Raw genomic sequence first — 15,566 nt, forward strand, 5'->3', positions numbered from 1 at the left:
TCCCGGTCCGTGGCGGGCCCCCGCGGGATAGCCTGCCCGCCATGACAGCACCCGCCGCCGACTGGCCACCCGCCCCGATAACGACCGCACGCCTCGTCCTGCGGGCCGCCGAGGCACGGGACCGGGCGACGTTCGTCGAACTGTTCTCCTCGGAAGAGGTCGGGACCCACAAGGGCGGAGCCAGACCGCGCGCGGAGCTGGAGGCGGCGATGCCCGAAGTGGCCGGACAGCGCCCGGGGTTCTTCGTGGTCACGGTGGCGGACGGGATGATCGGCGCGGTCACGCTCGACCGGCGCGAGGGCGGAACCACCGAGCTGGGGTACCTCCTCCTGCCCCGCGCGTGGGGGCGCGGCTACGCGAGCGAGGCGTGCGCGGCGGCGCTCGGCTGGTGCGCGCTCGCGCGCCCCGGCGATCCGGTGGTGGTGACGATCCAGACGGCCAACGCCCGCTCGATGCGCCTCGCGGCACGGCTCGGCTTCACCGAGGTCGAGCGGTTCCACGAATGGGGCGCCGAGCAGTGGCGCGGGGAGCGGTCGCCGCGGGCCGCGGCGCACTGAGCCCGTCCCGCTCACGCACCGTCCACCGGTGTGAGCGGGTCCGGGCGGGCGAGGACCCGCGCGAGCGGGGTCCCCTCACGGGCGGCGACCCGGCGGCGGGCGCGCAGGGCGGCGCGCGTACGGGGGCGGTACTTGGGCTCCCTGCCGCAACCGCAGCCGTCGCGCCCCTCGTACGAGAGCCCCGCGGCGAGCACGACGGACACGACCGACCACGCGCGGCGGTCCAGCCGGGGCGGCGGCGCGAAGTCGTGGCCCGCCCGGACGAGCCCCGCCCCGCAGCCGGGGCAGGGCTGGACCCGCCGGGTGATGTGCCGCTTGAAACTCAGGCGGCAGCGGACGCACACGTGGTGCTGCTTGTAGGTGACTTCGGCCCAGAAGCACATGACGGCAGGGTAGGGGGCGCCGCGCGGGGCCATCAGGGCTTCCCGCCGGAGCGGGAAGGGCCTGCCGCCGGTCAGGCGGCGCTCGCCGCCGCGTCGAGCGCCCTCCGCGCCTTCGCCACCACCTCCGCGTCCGTGACGAAGTGCGTGTCCTGCTCCGCCGACGCGCTGGAGGCGCCGAGCGGGACCCAGGCGGCGCCGCCGCGGACCGGGGCGCGGCGCTTCGCCGAGAGGTGGACGGCGTCGGCGCCCGTCGCGAGCAGCGCCGGGATGTCGGCGGGACGTACTCCACCGCCCGCCATCACCCGCACGCCCGGCGCCGCCGCGGCCATCGCGGCGAGCCGGTCGAGGCCCTGCCCCGCGGCCGGTGCGCCGCCGGAGGTGAGGACCCGGGTCAGGCCGAGCGCGGGGAGCAGCGCGGCCGCGGCGACCGGGTCCGCCGACACGTCGATCGCGCGGTGCAACGTCACCTCGGCCGCCGGGTCCGTCTCCCGTGCCGCGTCGCGCAGCCTGGCGACGGCCTCGACGTCGAGCGTGCCCTCCGCCGTGAGCGCGCCGATCACCACGCCGCGCGCCCCCGAGGCGATCACGGACCGCACCTCGGCGGTCATGAGGGCGATCTCCTCGGCGTCGTGGACGAAGTCGCCGGGCCGGCAGCGCACCAGGACCTGCACGGGCGTCCCCACCGCGGCGACCGCTTCCACGAGCGCGGCCGAGGGGGTCAGGCCGCCCAGTTCCAGGCCGGTGCAGAGTTCGACGCGGTCCGCTCCGTGCTCGCGGGCGATACGGGCACCCGCCGCCGAGGTGACCGCGATCTCCAGCGTGGGCCGGGACTTGCCGGCGCTCACTCCTCGGTCCCGGTGAGGGGCTGGTCGGAGGCGGGGATGACGCGGGCCGTCAGGTCCGGGTCGGCCATGTCGCGGTCGAAGGGGAACATCGGGCGGCTGATGCGGTGGTGGCCGAGCCGGACGAGGTCCTGGTCGACGCCGCCGGGCGTGAGCGCCATCTTCCAGCCGTTCGACATGTCGAACAGCTCCGGCTCCAGGTAGCCGATCTTGACGATCACGATGTCGGCGGAGCGGGGGTCCAGGGACAGGTCCGTGAAGTCGTGCTCGTGGTGGTACGGCTTGCGGAGCTTCGTGAGGATCGCGTAAACGCCGCCCACGCGGACGACGACCTCTGTCTCGGCGTCGCGGTCGCCGTGCCGGATGGCGTGGACGACGCCGGTGAGCGTGACGGGACCCGCGTGCCGGTCGTCGACGGCGGCGCCCGCCGTGACGGTGACGGTCGCGCCGACTCCGGCGGCGACGGCGGTCTCGATCGCGGCGGGCCCCGGGACGGAGGCGTAGATCACCGTCGGCCCGTCCTCCTTCCGGAACTCGGGCCGCTCCAGGAGCCGGGTGAGGCCCCAGGTGACGTCGCCCGCGCCGCCCGCGGTGGGGTTGTCCCCGGTGTCGCTGATGAAGTAGGGCTTCTGCTCGGAGGCGAGTGCCTCGTCGAGGAGTTCGTCGTACGTGCCGGTCGGCGCGACGAAGTCGAAGTCGGCGCGCGCCTCCCAGAATCCCCGGGCCAGGCGCTCGGCGCCGCGCGCGACCGCCTCGGTGTCCTCGCCCGTGACGACCACGACGGCGCGGTTGCGGGGCTCGTCCGCCCAGGCGTAGCCGACCCAGATCGCCGCGTCGGTCACGCCCTCGGCGGCCTCGACCTCCTCGACCGCCGCGTACACGCTCTTCGCCGGCTCGATCCGGGTCGAGGTCTGCTCGCCCGCGAGGAGCACGGGGACCGGGACCCACGCCTTGACGGGGCGCGGCGCGCCGGACTCCAGCAGGCCGACCAGGTTGCGCACCGCGCGCTCCTTGGTCTCCATGTGGTCCTCGTGCGGGGCCATCCGGTAACACGTGATCAGGTCGCTGCGGTGGACGAGCGCGCGGGAGACGTTGCCGTGCAGATCCATCGAGGTAGAGACGACGACGTCGGGGCCCACGGTCGCGCGGATGCGCTCCAGGAGGACCGCCTCCGCGTCGTCGACACCTTCGACGGTCATCGCGCCGTGGATGTCGTACCAGAGGCCGTCGAGGGCGGGCAGCGCGGCGAGGCGCTCGATGAGCTCGTCGGTGAGCGCCTGCCACGCGGCGGCCGTGACGGTCCCGCCGGGCAGCGACTTGCCGACCAGGGCACCGTGCCACTCGGCGGCCTCGCGCAGGGGCGCCCCGGGGGCGAGGAAGGGGTACCGGTCGAATATCGCGGCGCCGCGCGCGGGGTGGAAGGCGGGGGCCTCGGTGCGGGCGGGGGAGAAGGTGGAGGACTCGATGCCGAGCCCGGCCACGGCGATGACCGGGCGGCCGGGGGTGGTACGGGCGGTGCTGTTCTGGGACATGGCGTGGCTCCTCGTACGGGTGGTGAGGACGGGTGAGCGGGGCGGGCGCCCCCGGCCGGCCGACTGCCCCGGCCGGGGGTCTCGCTCCTGGGTGAGGTCGTGCGCGGGCGTCAGCCCCTGGCCGGAGCGGGTACGGCGACGACGCCGCCCGCCTCGCCGAGCGCGCGGGCCAGGGCGCGCTGGAGGGCGAAGAGCCCGGCGCCGACGAGCCCCGCGTCCGCGCCGAGCGAGGCCCGCTCGATGGTGAGGTGTTCGGTGACGAGCGGGTGGCAGCTCTCGTAGAGCTGTCCGCGCACGGCGGCGACGAAGGGTTCGAGGGTGGAGAGGATGCCGCCGAGGTAGACGGCGTCCGGGTTGAAGAAGTTGACGTTGGCGGCGAGGACCTGGCCGAGGTGGTCGCCCGCCCTGCGGACCGCGCGGGTCGCCTCCGGGTCGGCGTCGCCCGCGAGCCGTACGACGTCCTCGGTGCTCGTGACGTCGAGGCCGCGCTCCCGCAGGATGCGCACGAGGGCGGCGCCCGAGGCGACCGTCTCCAAGCAGCCCGTGTTGCCGCAGGAGCAGGGGACGTCGGCGCCGCCCGCGTCGACGCGGATGTGCGTGATGTCCCCCGCCGCGCCCGTCGCGCCCCGGTAGAGGCGGCCGTCGGCGATGACTCCGGCGCCGATCGCCGAGCCGATCTTCACCATGATCGACTGCCGGTGCCCGGCGGGCCGGACACTTTGTTCGCCGACCGCCATGCAGTTGGCGTCGTTGTCGACGACGGCGGTGACGCCGAAGCGCTCCTCCAGCCAGTCGGCCACCGGGAAGCGGTTCCAGCCCGGCATCCGCGAGGGCAGGACGACGGCCCCCGCCGCCGCGTCGACCGGACCGGGCAGGGAGAGACCGACACCGCGCAGCCGCGCGCGACCCCGGGCGGCGGCCAGCGCCTCCAGGTGTTCGGCGAGCCTCGGCAGCGCGGCCTCGGGCCCGTCGTCGATCCCGAACGGGACGCCCGCGACCTCGCGCAGGCCGCCGCCCGGGAGCACGACGCCGATCCGGGCGTGCCTGCCGCCGACGTCGGCCGCGATCGCGTACTCGTCGTTGCCGCCCACGCGCAGGACCTTGCGGGGACGGCCGCCGGTGGAGGACTGAGTGCCCTCCTCGGCGACGAGTCCGCGCTCGACGAGCTGGGCCACGGTGAGGGAGATGGTGGAGGGAGCCGCGCCGAGGAGCGCGGCGAGTTCGGCGCGGGACGACGCCTGGCCCGAGGCGACGAGTTCGAGGACCCGCGCCGCGAGGGTGGGCGCGCCCTTGGCCGCCGCGCCCTTGACGGACACGCCCTTGGCGGCCTTGCGGTCCCGTGCACTTATTTCAGTCATGTACGAAGTAACTTCCGCAATGGTGGGTGTGACGGAGACAGTACGCCCGCGCCGAGCGCGGACGACAACTCCGTGGAGAAAGTTGACGAGCTGTTGAGTGAGGCAAAGAGGGATCGAATTAGGACATAAGCATCAGGGAAGGGGGAGTGTGTGGCCGCTCGGAACTTTTTTCGGAATCGCAGAAACTTACTTTTTACTAATTCTTGTTTGTTTGTTCGGCGGGTCCGTCGTTGACTGTCGCCGTACAGCGCCGACCCCGCGGCGCAGGCCCGGACTGCCGGGACGAATGCGGGTCCTTTCACCTGAGGAGAGTCATGTCCCTTGCTCCCACGGCGGCCGGCCGCCGCTGGGCCCTGGTCGCGGGTGCCGCCCTCACCACCGGCGCACTGCTCACCGGGTGTTCCGGCGGCGGAACCTCGTCGTCCGGCTCGTCGTCCTCGGACACCATCAACTACGCGCTGCCCGCGAACTTCACGCCGAACTGGATTCTCCCGGTCGGCACCGCCTCGCACCTCAACACGAACAACTCGTCCATATCCCAGTCGCTGTGGGAACCGCTCGTGGCGTACGACGGCTCCGCCGGCAAGGTCGGCTGGAACAAGGACAACTCGCTCGCCACCGACGCGAAGTTCGCCGGCGACAACAAGAGCGTGACGATCACCCTCGGCGACCGGCACTGGAGCGACGGGAAGCCCGTCACCTCGCGGGACGTGGAGTTCTGGTACAACCTCGTCAAGGCCGACAAGGAGGACTGGGCGAGCTACAGCCCGGGCAAGGCTCCCGACAACTGGACCTCCTTCAAGACCGTCGACGCGACGCACTTCACCCTCACCTTCGACAAGGCGTACAACCCGCAGTGGATGCTCGCCAACGAGTTGAGCATGATCCGCCCCATGCCGCAGCACGTGTGGGACAAGACCAGCGACGCCGGCACCGTCTCCGACCTGGACCGCGGCACCGCGGGCGCCAAGAAGGTCTGGTCGTACCTCAACGGCGCGGCCAAGAAGATCTCGGGTTACGCGAGCGACCCGCTCTGGAAGACCGTCAGCGGCCCGTACACCATCAAGACGTTCACGACCGCGGGCAAGGTCCAGCTCACCGCCAACGCCAAGTACAACGGCGGCGGCAAGGCCAACATCAAGAACGTCAACCTGCTGCCCTTCACCACGACCGACGCCGAGGTCAACGCGCTCCGCTCCGGCACCGTCGACTACGGCTACATCAACGCCACCGACCTCGGCCAGGAGGCGGCCTTCAAGGCCAAGGGCTACACGCTGAAGCCGTGGACCGGCTGGGCGATCACGTACATGCCGTACAACTTCAACAACCCCGCCATGGGCGCGGTGTTCAAGCAGCTGTACGCCCGCCAGGCGATCCAGATGTCCGTCGACCAGGCGAGCCTCTCCAAGGTCGTCTACAACGGCACCGCCGTCCAGACCTACGGCCCGATCCCGCAGGGCCAGGCCTCGTCCTTCGTCTCGCCGGAGCAGAAGAACAACCCGTACCCCTTCGACACCGCCAAGGCCAGGAAGCTCCTCACCGGCCACGGCTGGACGAAGCAGGGCGGCGGCCTCGTCTGCACGAACCCCGGCACGGGCGACGACCAGTGCGGCAAGGGCGTCGACAAGGGCACCAAGTTCGAGATGCAGGTCCTGTCGCAGTCCGGCTCCACCGTCACCGACAACATGATGAGCGCGCTCCAGTCCTCCTTCGCGAAGACCGGCATCAAGTTCGGCATCAAGACCGCGCCCGTCAACTCCGTCCTGTCGCAGGCCGGTCAGTGCAAGGCCGGTGACTCCGGCTGCAAGTGGCAGCTCTCCTTCTTCGGCACCGCCGGCAGCTGGTACTTCCCCGCCTACCCGAGCGGCGACTCCCTCTTCGCCACCGGCGGCGGCTCCAACTTCGGCAGCTACTCCAACCCCGAGGTCGACAAGCTCGTCTCCGCCACCACCACCTCCTCCTCCGACGAGGCCGTGCAGAAGTACAGCGCCGCGCTCGCCAAGGACCTCCCCGTGGTCTGGCTCCCCGAGCCCGACTACCAGATCTCCGTGGTCAAGTCGGGCCTGGGCGGCTTCGCGCAGGACTCCCTCGCCAACTTCCACCCCGCCATGTGGAAGTGGACCAAGTAGACCCGGTCGGTGCGTGCGGGCCCGCCGGCCGGCAGGCCGCCCCGGGCCCGTACGCACCCTCGCGCCCGCACACCCCTCCCCGTCGGCTCCCACGCGGCGGCGACGCCGCCCCTGCCCCCGGTGACGCCAGCGCGCCCCCCAGAGACGAAGGCGACCGGAAGAACACATGAGCACTTCCTCGTACCTGATCAGACGCGTCCTCCAGGCCCTCGCGGTGATCGTCATCGTGACGATCGTCGTGTTCGGCCTGCTGCACGCCCTGCCCGGCGGCCCCGCGCGCGGCATCCTCGGGCCGCAGGCCACCGCGCAGCAGATCGCGCACTTCAACCACGAGCAGGGCCTCGACAAGCCGCTGCCCGTCCAGTACTTCTACTACCTCGGCCAGCTCCTCCACGGCGACCTCGGCACTTCGTACACCCTCAACGAGCCGGTCTCCCAGCTCATCACCGAGCGCCTGCCGAAGACGCTCGTCCTCACGGTGCTGTCCGCGCTCCTCGGCCTCGTCCTCGCCGTCCCGCTCGGCATGTGGCAGGCGGTGCGCCGCAACAAGCCCGTCGACTACGTCATCACCACGGTGAGCTTCATCGCCTACTCGACGCCCGTCTACTTCCTCGGGCTGATCCTCGTGCTGGTCTTCAGCCAGGGGCTCGGCTGGTTCCCCTCGCAGGCCCCGCAGGGCGAGACGCTCGGCCAGGTCTTCTCCGACCCGCAGGCCCTCGTCCTGCCCGTCGTCGCCGGGGCCGCGTCGATGATCGCCGTCTTCAGCCGCTACATGCGCGCGGCGACCCTGGAGAACCTCTCCGAGGACTACGTGCGCACCGCCAGGGCGGGCGGCTCCCGCTCCCGCGCGATCCTGTGGCGCCACGTCTTCCGCAACTCGCTGACGCCCGTCGTCGCGATGCTCGGCTACTACGTGCCCGTCCTCTTCGGCGGTGCCCTCGTCGTCGAACAGCTCTTCAACTACCCCGGTATGGGCCTGCTGTTCTGGACCGCTGCCCAGGCGTCCGACTACCCGGTCCTGCTCGGCTGCGTCCTCGTGATCGCGGTCGCGACCGTCGTCGGCACCCTGCTCGCCGACATCGTCCAGCGGGTCATCGACCCCCGAGTGAAGGCAGGACGGGCATGAGCGCCGTCATCCAGCCGGGCAAGGTCCCCGGCACCGCCACCGCGCCGAGCGAGGCGTCCGGCGCCCGACTCGCCGTGCGCCGCTTCCTGCGCAACCGACTGGCCGTCGTGGGCCTCGCCTTCGTCGTCCTCTTCTTCCTGTTCTGCTTCATCGGTCCGCTCGTGTACTCCACCGACCAGACCCACACGCTGCTCGACCAGGTCAACCAGTCCCCGAGCGGAGCCCACTGGCTCGGCACCGACGCCGTCGGCCACGACGAACTCGGCCGGCTCATGTACGGCGGCAAGGTCTCCCTCGTCGTCGGCCTCGCCGCCGGTGTCCTCGCCACCGTCATCGGCACCCTGTGGGGCGCGACGGCCGGGTACGCGGGCGGCTGGATCGACGCGTTCATGATGCGCGTCGTGGACGCCGGGATCGCCATCCCCGCGCTGTTCATCCTCCTCGTGGTCTCCGCCATCACCACGCCGGGACTGAGCGGCCTCGTCGTCATCCTCGGACTGGTGTCCTGGCTCGTGCCCTCCCGCCTCGTCCGGGCCGAGACACTGACCCTGAAGAACAGGGACTACGTCCTGACCCTGCGGGCCATCGGCGGCACGCACGGCCGCGCGATCCTGCGGCACATCCTGCCCAACTCGGTCTCGACCGTGATCGTCGCCGCGACCTTCCAGATCGCGGACGCGATCCTCCTGGTCGCCTACGTCTCCTACCTGGGGCTCGGCGTCCAGCCGCCGCAGACCGACTGGGGCGGGATGCTCTCGGCCGGGCTCACCGCCGCCTACTCCGGTTACTGGTGGCTGATCCTGCCGCCCGGCCTGGCCATCATCGTGGTGGTGTGGGCGTTCAACGCGATCGGGGACGGGCTCCGCGACGCTTTCGATGTGAGGGGACGCGGATGAGCGCCACCACCAAGGCTCCCGGACGCCCGGCGCCGGGACCCGTACTCGCACTCGACGACCTCGGCGTCGTCTTCACCACCGAGACCGGCGAGGTACCGGCCGTCAAGGGCGTGTCCCTCCAGGTCGCCCCCGGCGAGACCCTCGCCCTCGTCGGTGAGTCCGGCTCGGGCAAGTCGACCATCGCGCTCGCCGCGATGGGCCTGCTCGACGCCAACGCCCGCGCCACGGGCAGCGCCGTCGTCGCGGGCACCCAGGTCGTCGGCACCCCGGACTCCGCGCTCGCCGCGCTGCGCGGCAAGAGCGTCTCGATGGTGTTCCAGGAACCCGCCACCGCGCTCGACCCGCTCACCCGGATCGGCCGCCAGATCAGCGAGGTGATCCGCAACCACCGCGACGTCCCCGCGAAGGAGGCCGCCGCCGAGGCCGTCGAACTCCTGCGCCGCGTCGGCATCCCCGACCCGGAGAACCGCGCCCGCGCCTACCCCTTCCAGCTCTCCGGCGGACAGCGCCAGCGCGTCGTCATCGCCATGGCCATCGCCAACGAGCCGGGCCTGCTCATCGCCGACGAGCCGACGACCGCGCTCGACGTCACCGTGCAGGCCGAGATCCTCGACCTCCTGCGCCGCCTCGCCGTCGACACCGGCACCGGCGTGCTCCTCGTGACCCACAACATGGGCGTCGTCGCCGACTTCGCCGACCGCGTCGCCGTCATGTACCAGGGCGAGATCGTCGAGACCGGCCCGGTCGAGGACGTCCTGCTGCGCCCCGGCCACGACTACACGCGCCGACTCCTCGCCGCGGTGCCCCGGCTCTCCGTCGCCGAAGCGGTGGCCGAGGAGAAGGCGGAGGCCGCTCAGCGGAAACCGGGGGCGGTGCGGGACAAGCCGACCGGCTCAGCACGCACCCCCGAAGGCCCCGCCCCCGTCGCCGAACTCACCGACATCAGCGTCGTCTTCGGCCGCGGCAAGGCCGCCGTACGCGCCCTCGACGGCGTCTCGCTCCACGTCGGCCCGGGTGAGACCCTCGGCCTCGTCGGTGAGTCCGGCTCGGGCAAGTCCACCGCCGCGCGCGTCGCACTGGGCCTCATCCCGCCCACCTCGGGCACCGTCACGCTCTTCGGCTCCGACCTCGGCCGCACCAAGGGCCGCGCCCGCCGCGCCCTGCGCTCCGGCATCGGCGTCGTCCTCCAGGACCCCGTGGCCTCGCTCGACGCCCGCATGACCGTCGGCGAGTGCGTCGCCGAACCGCTCAGGGTGCACCGCCGCGAGCTGTCCGCCAAGGACCGCCAGGCCAAGGTCGCCGCCGTACTCGAACGGGTCCGGCTGCCGCGCGAGGTCGCCCGGCGCACCCCGCGCGAACTCTCCGGCGGCCAGCGCCAGCGCGTCAGCCTGGCCCGCGCCCTCGTCCTGGAGCCGCGCCTCCTCGTCGCCGACGAACCGACCAGCGCGCTCGACGTGAGCGTGCAGGAAGCGGTCCTCGAAGTCATCACGGAACTCCAGGAGGAGCTGGGCTTCGCCTGCCTCTTCGTCTCCCACGACCTCGCCGTCGTGCAGCACTTCGCGCAGCGCGTCGTCGTGATGCGCGCCGGACGCGTCGAGGAGCAGGGCAGTACGGGCACGACCCTGCTGCACCCGGAGACCGACTACACCCGCCGTCTGCTGGCAGCCGTGCCCGTGCCCGACCCCGCGGTGCAGCGCGCCCGCCGGGCCGACCGCCTGGCCACGCTCGCCGCGGGCCGCTCGGAGGCACAGGCGTGACCCACCCCCTTCCCCCCACAGGGGCCCGCACGGCCCCCGATCCCGCGCGGCCGTTGTTCGCGGGCATCGACATCGGCGGCACCACGACCCAGGTGGTCGTGTGCGCCGACGACCTGACCGTCCTCGCCAGGGCCGAGGCCGCGACCCCCGCGCGCGAGGGCGGCCACGCCATGACGCGCGCCGCGCTCGGCGCGCTCGCCCCGCTCCTGGCCCGCACCCCGGGCCGGCTCCTCGGCACCGGGATCGGCGCGGCCGGCGTCGTGGACGCGGCGAGCGGACGCATCCTCGTCGCGAGCGACTCCTTTCGCGGCTGGGCCGGATTCGCCGTCACGGAGGCGGTCGAGACGGCTCTCGGCGTCCCGGCCTTCCTCGACAACGACGTCAACGCCTTCCTCCTGGGGGAGGTCTCGGCGGGTGCCGTGCGCGGCGAGGGCGACGTGCTCGGGATGACCCTCGGGACCGGTGTCGGCGGCGCCCTCTGGACCGGCGGTGCCCTCTTCCCCGGTCCGCACGGCGCGGCGGGCGAGATCGGGCACATCCCCGGCTTCGGCGACCTGCCCTGCACGTGCGGCGGCCGCGGCCACCTGGAGACGCTCGCGTCGGGCCGGTCCATCGGCGCCCGGTACGCGGACCGCACCGGGCGCCGCCTCACCGCCCGCGAGGTGTACGAGGCCGCCACCTACGGGGACGAGGACGCGCGCGCCGTCTACCAGGCCGCGGGGCGGGGCATCGCGCGCGCCGTCGTGATCACGGCGGGCGTCGTCGACCTCACGACCGTCGTGGTGGGCGGCGGCGTCAGCGGGGCCTGGCCGCTCCTGGAGCCGGTCATCGTGTCCGCCCTCGCGTCCGAACCGCCGGTGAGCGGGCACCCGGTGCGCCTGGTGCGCGCGGCGCTCGCCTCCGACGCCGTCCCCGTGGGCGCGGCGGCGCGCGCCCGCAGGGAACTGTCGGCGGTGCCGCTCGTGTAGCACCGCGCGGCCCCGGCCGCGCTCAGCCTCCGTAAGCGTCCCGGCAGATCCGCGCCTGCGGGCTGTCGGCGGGCCAGCCGCCGAACGTACGGCCCAGCGCGCACACGCCGTCGCCCCCGCCCGCGCTCCCCGTCGCGGGGGGCCTGGCCTCGCGCTGCTCGCGGCGCGGGGCGTGGTGGCGCGGGGGTGGCGGGGGCGCCGCGGGCGGCGTGTGGGCGCGGCTGGGTACCGCGCGGGGTGGGGGAGGGGCCGGCCGGGGAGGCGCCGGGTCCTCACGGTGCCCCGCGGCGTGTGCCTTCCGGTGGGGGTGGGTGCTGGGCAGCGGTGTCGTGGACGCGGTGAGCGCCCCCGGCACCGCGAGGCTCGCCCGCGCCGTCGGCTCGGCCGGTTCCTCCGCCGCCTCGCGCACACTCACACACCCGGACAGCGCCGCGCCCGCGAGGGCGAGCAGCACCCCGGCGGCGGTTCTCGTCATTCGCACCCCGCCACTGTGCGGAGCCGCGCCCGGCCGGACCAAGCCGAGAGGCCGGAAGTCCACCGGATGAGTGGGGTGGTGGACGCGCGGGCGCTGACGCGCGGCACAGTGGCCTCATGACTGTGCTCGCCACCTTCGCCCGCAGCTACGTCGACGACCTCGACGCCGCACTCCCCGCCTTTCGCGCCCTGACCGGCGAGGAACCGCGCCTGCGTTTCTCCCACCGGGGCATCGAACTCGCCGTCATCGGCGGCTTCCTGCTCCTCGCGGGCCCGCCCGAAGTCCTCGCCCCCGTCCGCGCCACGCACGCCACCGTCGTCGTGGACGCGCTCACCCCGGTGCTCGACCGCGCCGCGCGAGAGGGCGCCGAGATCCTCGCCCCGCCCCGCGCCGCCCCGACGGGCCGCAACCTCGTCGTACGGCACCCGGGTGGCGCCGTCATCGAGTACGTGGAGTTCGACGCGGCCACACGCGCGGCGGCCGGACTCGCTCCCTGACCCCGCCATGCCTCCAGAAGCGGCGGCACCGCCCGCGCGCCCCCTCCCGCGCCCGCTTATGCTGCGAGCGCGGCCGGAGCGGCGGGCAGTGGGCCCGCGCGGGCGGTGGCGGGAGGGCGGTGCCGTGAAGATCGCGTGCGTGGGGCTCGGGGACATAGCCGAGAAGGCGTACCTTCCGGTGCTCGGCACCCGGGCGGACACGGAACTGCTCCTGTGCACGCGGAACCCGGCGACCCTCGACCGGCTCGGCGCCCGCTACCACGTGCCGCCCGAGCGCCGGCACACGAGTCTGGACGGGGTGCTCGCCGCGCGGCCCGACGCGGTGCTCGTGCACGCGGCGACCGAGGCGCACCCGGAGCTGGTGACCCGGCTCGTGGAGGCGGGCGTGCCCACGTACGTCGACAAGCCGCTCGCGTACGAGCTGAAGGAGTCGCGGCGCGTCGCCGACCTCGCCGAGGAGCGCGCGGTCCCGCTCATGGTCGGTTTCAACCGCCGCCACGCGCCCGGTTACGTCCAGTGCCTGGAGCACCCGCGCGACCTGATCGTGCTCCAGAAGAACCGGCACGGCCTGCCCGAGCGGGCCCGTACCTTCGTCCTCGACGACTTCATCCACGTCGTCGACACGCTCCGCTTCCTCGTTCCCGGCACCCCCGACGAGGTGCGCGTGCACGCCCGCGCGAGCGAGGACGGCCTCCTCTCGCACGTCGTGCTCCAGCTCGCCGGTCCTGGCTTCACCGCGCTCGGCGTCATGAACCGCGTGAGCGGCTCGACGGAGGAGGTCCTGGAGGTGTCGGGCCAGGACACCAAGCGCGTCGTGCGCGACCTCGCCGAGATCACCGACCACCGCGGCCAGCCGACCGTCCGCCGTCGCGGCGACTGGACCCCGGTCGCCCGCCAGCGCGGTATCGAGCAGTGCGTGGAGGCCTTCCTCGACGCGGTCGCGAGCGGCGCCCCGCTCAGCGCGCGCGACGCCCTGGAGACCCACGAGCTGTGCGAACGGGTCATGCTGGCGGCGCGGGAGGCGGGGGCGCGGGACTGAGGAGCGGGGGCGGTACGCGTCCGGCCCCGTACGCCGAAAGGCCCGGGCGTCCGTCCGCGGCGCGTTGCCGCTTCGGGATGCCCGGGCCCGGCCGCCGGCTGGGCCTCCGTCCCCACGTGGCTTCCGGCGTGTCCCCGGGCAGGCCCGCTCATGCGTGCCCGGGGAGTTGTTGGCCCGGTGCCGGAGGGGTGTCCGGCACCGGGAGGGGTGTCACATGTGCACCGTGGGCGCGCTCTCGCCGTCGCCCGTGCTCAGGTCGGGGCGACCGCTGCGGTACATGAGCGCCGCGATGATCGCGCCGGCGGCGAAGAAGGCGGCCGACCACCAGTAGGCGGTCGAGTAGCTCTCCAGCTGGGCCTGGGCGAGGACGCCGGGGCTCGGCTTCTTGCCCACGAGGTAGTTGGTCGCGGCGCTCGCGGCCAGCGTGTTGAGCAGCGCGGTGCCGATGGCGCCGCCGACCTGCTGCATGGTGTTGACCGCGGCCGAGCCCGCACCCGCGTCCTTCGCCGCGATGCGGCTCGTCGCGAGGCTCATCGCGGGCGGCATGACGAGGCCGAGACCGAGACCCATGAGGATCAGCGGGGGCAGCACATGGGCCGCGTAGGTGCTGCTCAGGTCGAGGCCGGTCATCCAGACGAGACCGCCGGAGGCCATCAGCAGGCCGACCGGGACGATCGGCCGGGGGCCGACGCGGGGCAGCAGCATGTTGGTCGAGAGCTGGGCCGTCACCATCAGGGCGCCGATCATCGGCAGGAAGGCGAGACCGGTCTTGACCGGCGTGAAGCCCAGGGAGGCCTGGAGGTAGTACGTCAGGAAGAGGAAGACACCGAACATGCCCATGCTGGAGATCGCGACCGTGATGAACGAGGCGCCGCGATCGCGGTCCGCGAGGACGCGCAGCGGGAGCAGGGGGTGCGAGGTGCGGGTCTGCCACCAGGCGAAGACGGCGAGGACGACGACGGCACCGGAGAGGAAGCCCCACGTCATCGGCGAGGACCAGTCGTGCGTCTCGGCGTTCGAGAAGCCGTAGACGAGACCGAAGAGGCCGGCCGAGGCGAGGACCGTGCCGGGCAGGTCGAGCTTGGGGCGGTCCTTGGCGGCCTTGGCGTGGCCGAGGAAGAGGACGGCACCGATCAGCGCGAAGACGGCGATGATCAGGTTGATGTAGAGGGTCCAGCGCCAGCTCAGGTGCTCGGTGAGCAGCCCGCCGAGGAGCAGCCCGATGCCGCCGCCCGCACCGGCGATAGCGCCGAAGATGCCGAAGGCGCGGGCGCGCTCCTTGGCGTCCGTGAAGGTCGTGTTGAGCAGCGCGAGCGCGGCCGGGGCCAGGAGCGCCCCGAAGACGCCCTGGAGGACGCGGCCCGTGACGAGGACCTCGAAGTTCTGCGCGGCGCCCGCGAGCGCGGAGGCGCCGGCGAAGCCGACGATGCCGGTGATGAAGACCGTCTTGCGGCCGAGGAGGTCGGCGAGCCTGCCGCCGAGCAGCAGGAGGCTGCCGAACGAGAGGGCGTACCCGGTGACGACCCACTGCCGGTTGCCGTCGCTGAAGTCGAGTGCCTTCTGGGCGGAGGGCAGGGCGATGTTCACGATGGTCGCGTCCAGGACGACCATCAGCTGGGCCAGGGCGATGACGACCAGCACCCACCAGCGGTGGTTCGAGGACTTCTCCGGTGCGGCCGCCGATGTGCCGGCGGAGGCCGGCGACCGGTCCACCGGCTGACCGATGGTCTGTGTGGATTCACTCATGGACTGGTGCTCCAGGGCGCGTTGGGAAACGCTGACGGGACGGGAACTGCGCCGGTGGGGCGGCGCGGGACGGCGGGGCCCGTGAGCGGGCCACCTGGGAAACGAAACCGTTTCGTACGCAACGGTAAGGGCTGTATCGAGTCGCTTCCAACAGCTTGCCTGGTGTGCAATGAGATGCGCGTCACCCGCGGTGACGTGGAATATCAGGAATACGCAGCTCAATGGGGGTGGATCGGCCGCGGGCGGGGCGGGATGGTGAAC

14 protein-coding genes are annotated in these 15,566 nt (G+C 73.2%); 8 read left to right on the forward strand and 6 right to left on the reverse strand.

Annotated features, from left to right (window positions below):
• Window positions 1-41: 41 nt before the first annotated feature.
• Window positions 42-557 (forward strand): GNAT family N-acetyltransferase, encoded by a 516-nt coding sequence (locus ACIP4O_RS15595; RefSeq protein ID WP_401574985.1) that lies wholly within the window; start codon window positions 42-44, stop codon window positions 555-557.
• Window positions 558-568: 11 nt separating this feature from the next.
• Here ACIP4O_RS15595 and ACIP4O_RS15600 read toward each other — a convergent pair whose 3' ends face one another.
• The 4 genes from ACIP4O_RS15600 to ACIP4O_RS15615 all read right to left on the reverse strand — a co-directional run bounded on the left by ACIP4O_RS15600 (window position 569) and on the right by ACIP4O_RS15615 (window position 4,672).
• On the reverse strand, window positions 569-940 hold the full coding sequence (locus ACIP4O_RS15600) for a hypothetical protein (RefSeq protein WP_401574986.1): 372 nt from the start codon (window positions 938-940) through the stop codon (window positions 569-571).
• A 71-nt stretch (window positions 941-1,011) separates the two neighbouring features.
• Window positions 1,012-1,785: a copper homeostasis protein CutC gene (locus ACIP4O_RS15605; RefSeq protein WP_401574987.1), complete on the reverse strand. Its 774-nt coding sequence runs from the start codon at window positions 1,783-1,785 to the stop codon at window positions 1,012-1,014.
• Window positions 1,782-3,314 (reverse strand): M81 family metallopeptidase, encoded by a 1,533-nt coding sequence (locus ACIP4O_RS15610; protein WP_401574988.1) that lies wholly within the window; start codon window positions 3,312-3,314, stop codon window positions 1,782-1,784. Before ACIP4O_RS15610 ends, ACIP4O_RS15605 begins: the two co-directional genes overlap by 4 nt.
• A gap of 110 nt (window positions 3,315-3,424) precedes the next feature.
• Window positions 3,425-4,672, reverse strand: coding sequence for an ROK family protein (locus ACIP4O_RS15615; protein ID WP_401574989.1), 1,248 nt, complete (start codon window positions 4,670-4,672; stop codon window positions 3,425-3,427).
• A 314-nt stretch (window positions 4,673-4,986) separates the two neighbouring features.
• On the opposite strand from ACIP4O_RS15615, the gene ACIP4O_RS15620 reads away from it, so the two are divergent.
• The 5 genes from ACIP4O_RS15620 (at window position 4,987) to ACIP4O_RS15640 (ending at window position 11,548) form a co-directional block, all read left to right on the forward strand.
• Complete coding sequence (locus tag ACIP4O_RS15620; RefSeq protein WP_401574990.1) at window positions 4,987-6,801, forward strand: peptide ABC transporter substrate-binding protein; 1,815 nt, start codon at window positions 4,987-4,989, stop codon at window positions 6,799-6,801.
• A gap of 166 nt (window positions 6,802-6,967) precedes the next feature.
• Window positions 6,968-7,927, forward strand: coding sequence for an ABC transporter permease (locus ACIP4O_RS15625; RefSeq protein WP_401574991.1), 960 nt, complete (start codon window positions 6,968-6,970; stop codon window positions 7,925-7,927).
• On the forward strand, window positions 7,924-8,823 hold the full coding sequence (locus ACIP4O_RS15630) for an ABC transporter permease (protein ID WP_401574992.1): 900 nt from the start codon (window positions 7,924-7,926) through the stop codon (window positions 8,821-8,823). The genes ACIP4O_RS15625 and ACIP4O_RS15630 overlap by 4 nt, the downstream gene beginning before the upstream one ends.
• Window positions 8,820-10,580 (forward strand): dipeptide ABC transporter ATP-binding protein, encoded by a 1,761-nt coding sequence (locus ACIP4O_RS15635; protein WP_401574993.1) that lies wholly within the window; start codon window positions 8,820-8,822, stop codon window positions 10,578-10,580. The genes ACIP4O_RS15630 and ACIP4O_RS15635 overlap by 4 nt, the downstream gene beginning before the upstream one ends.
• A gap of 53 nt (window positions 10,581-10,633) precedes the next feature.
• On the forward strand, window positions 10,634-11,548 hold the full coding sequence (locus ACIP4O_RS15640; RefSeq protein ID WP_401575485.1) for an ROK family protein: 915 nt from the start codon (window positions 10,634-10,636) through the stop codon (window positions 11,546-11,548).
• Between the two features lie 22 nt (window positions 11,549-11,570).
• On the opposite strand, the gene ACIP4O_RS15645 is transcribed toward ACIP4O_RS15640, so the two are convergent.
• Window positions 11,571-12,029 (reverse strand): hypothetical protein, encoded by a 459-nt coding sequence (locus ACIP4O_RS15645; RefSeq protein WP_401574994.1) that lies wholly within the window; start codon window positions 12,027-12,029, stop codon window positions 11,571-11,573.
• 110 nt (window positions 12,030-12,139) lie between these two features.
• Here ACIP4O_RS15645 and ACIP4O_RS15650 point away from each other — a divergent pair, with 110 nt between their 5' ends.
• Both ACIP4O_RS15650 and ACIP4O_RS15655 read left to right on the forward strand, forming a co-directional pair.
• Window positions 12,140-12,520 (forward strand): VOC family protein, encoded by a 381-nt coding sequence (locus tag ACIP4O_RS15650; protein WP_401574995.1) that lies wholly within the window; start codon window positions 12,140-12,142, stop codon window positions 12,518-12,520.
• A gap of 124 nt (window positions 12,521-12,644) precedes the next feature.
• Window positions 12,645-13,559 (forward strand): Gfo/Idh/MocA family protein, encoded by a 915-nt coding sequence (locus tag ACIP4O_RS15655; RefSeq protein WP_401574996.1) that lies wholly within the window; start codon window positions 12,645-12,647, stop codon window positions 13,557-13,559.
• A 210-nt stretch (window positions 13,560-13,769) separates the two neighbouring features.
• Here ACIP4O_RS15655 and ACIP4O_RS15660 read toward each other — a convergent pair whose 3' ends face one another.
• A complete protein-coding gene (locus ACIP4O_RS15660; protein WP_401574997.1) occupies window positions 13,770-15,305 on the reverse strand; it encodes a DHA2 family efflux MFS transporter permease subunit in 1,536 nt (511 codons plus the stop codon).
• Between the last annotated feature and the right edge of the window lie 261 nt (window positions 15,306-15,566).

This window comes from Streptomyces sp. NPDC088923, from assembly GCF_044749745.1.
In the GTDB taxonomy this organism is placed as follows: domain Bacteria; phylum Actinomycetota; class Actinomycetes; order Streptomycetales; family Streptomycetaceae; genus Streptomyces.

Excerpts from the sequence above, each read along its gene's own strand:
- ACIP4O_RS15610 (WP_401574988.1), bottom strand. The coding sequence starts at position 3,314 with ATGTCCCAGAACAGCACCGCCCGTACCACCCCCGGCCGCCCGGTCATC.
- ACIP4O_RS15630 (WP_401574992.1), top strand. The coding sequence starts at position 7,924 with ATGAGCGCCGTCATCCAGCCGGGCAAGGTCCCCGGCACCGCCACCGCG.
- ACIP4O_RS15600 (WP_401574986.1), bottom strand. The coding sequence starts at position 940 with ATGTGCTTCTGGGCCGAAGTCACCTACAAGCAGCACCACGTGTGCGTC.
- ACIP4O_RS15620 (WP_401574990.1), top strand. The coding sequence starts at position 4,987 with ATGTCCCTTGCTCCCACGGCGGCCGGCCGCCGCTGGGCCCTGGTCGCG.
- ACIP4O_RS15615 (WP_401574989.1), bottom strand. The coding sequence starts at position 4,672 with ATGACTGAAATAAGTGCACGGGACCGCAAGGCCGCCAAGGGCGTGTCC.
- ACIP4O_RS15625 (WP_401574991.1), top strand. The coding sequence starts at position 6,968 with ATGAGCACTTCCTCGTACCTGATCAGACGCGTCCTCCAGGCCCTCGCG.
- ACIP4O_RS15595 (WP_401574985.1), top strand. The coding sequence starts at position 42 with ATGACAGCACCCGCCGCCGACTGGCCACCCGCCCCGATAACGACCGCA.
- ACIP4O_RS15635 (WP_401574993.1), top strand. The coding sequence starts at position 8,820 with ATGAGCGCCACCACCAAGGCTCCCGGACGCCCGGCGCCGGGACCCGTA.
- ACIP4O_RS15660 (WP_401574997.1), bottom strand. The coding sequence starts at position 15,305 with ATGAGTGAATCCACACAGACCATCGGTCAGCCGGTGGACCGGTCGCCG.
- ACIP4O_RS15650 (WP_401574995.1), top strand. The coding sequence starts at position 12,140 with ATGACTGTGCTCGCCACCTTCGCCCGCAGCTACGTCGACGACCTCGAC.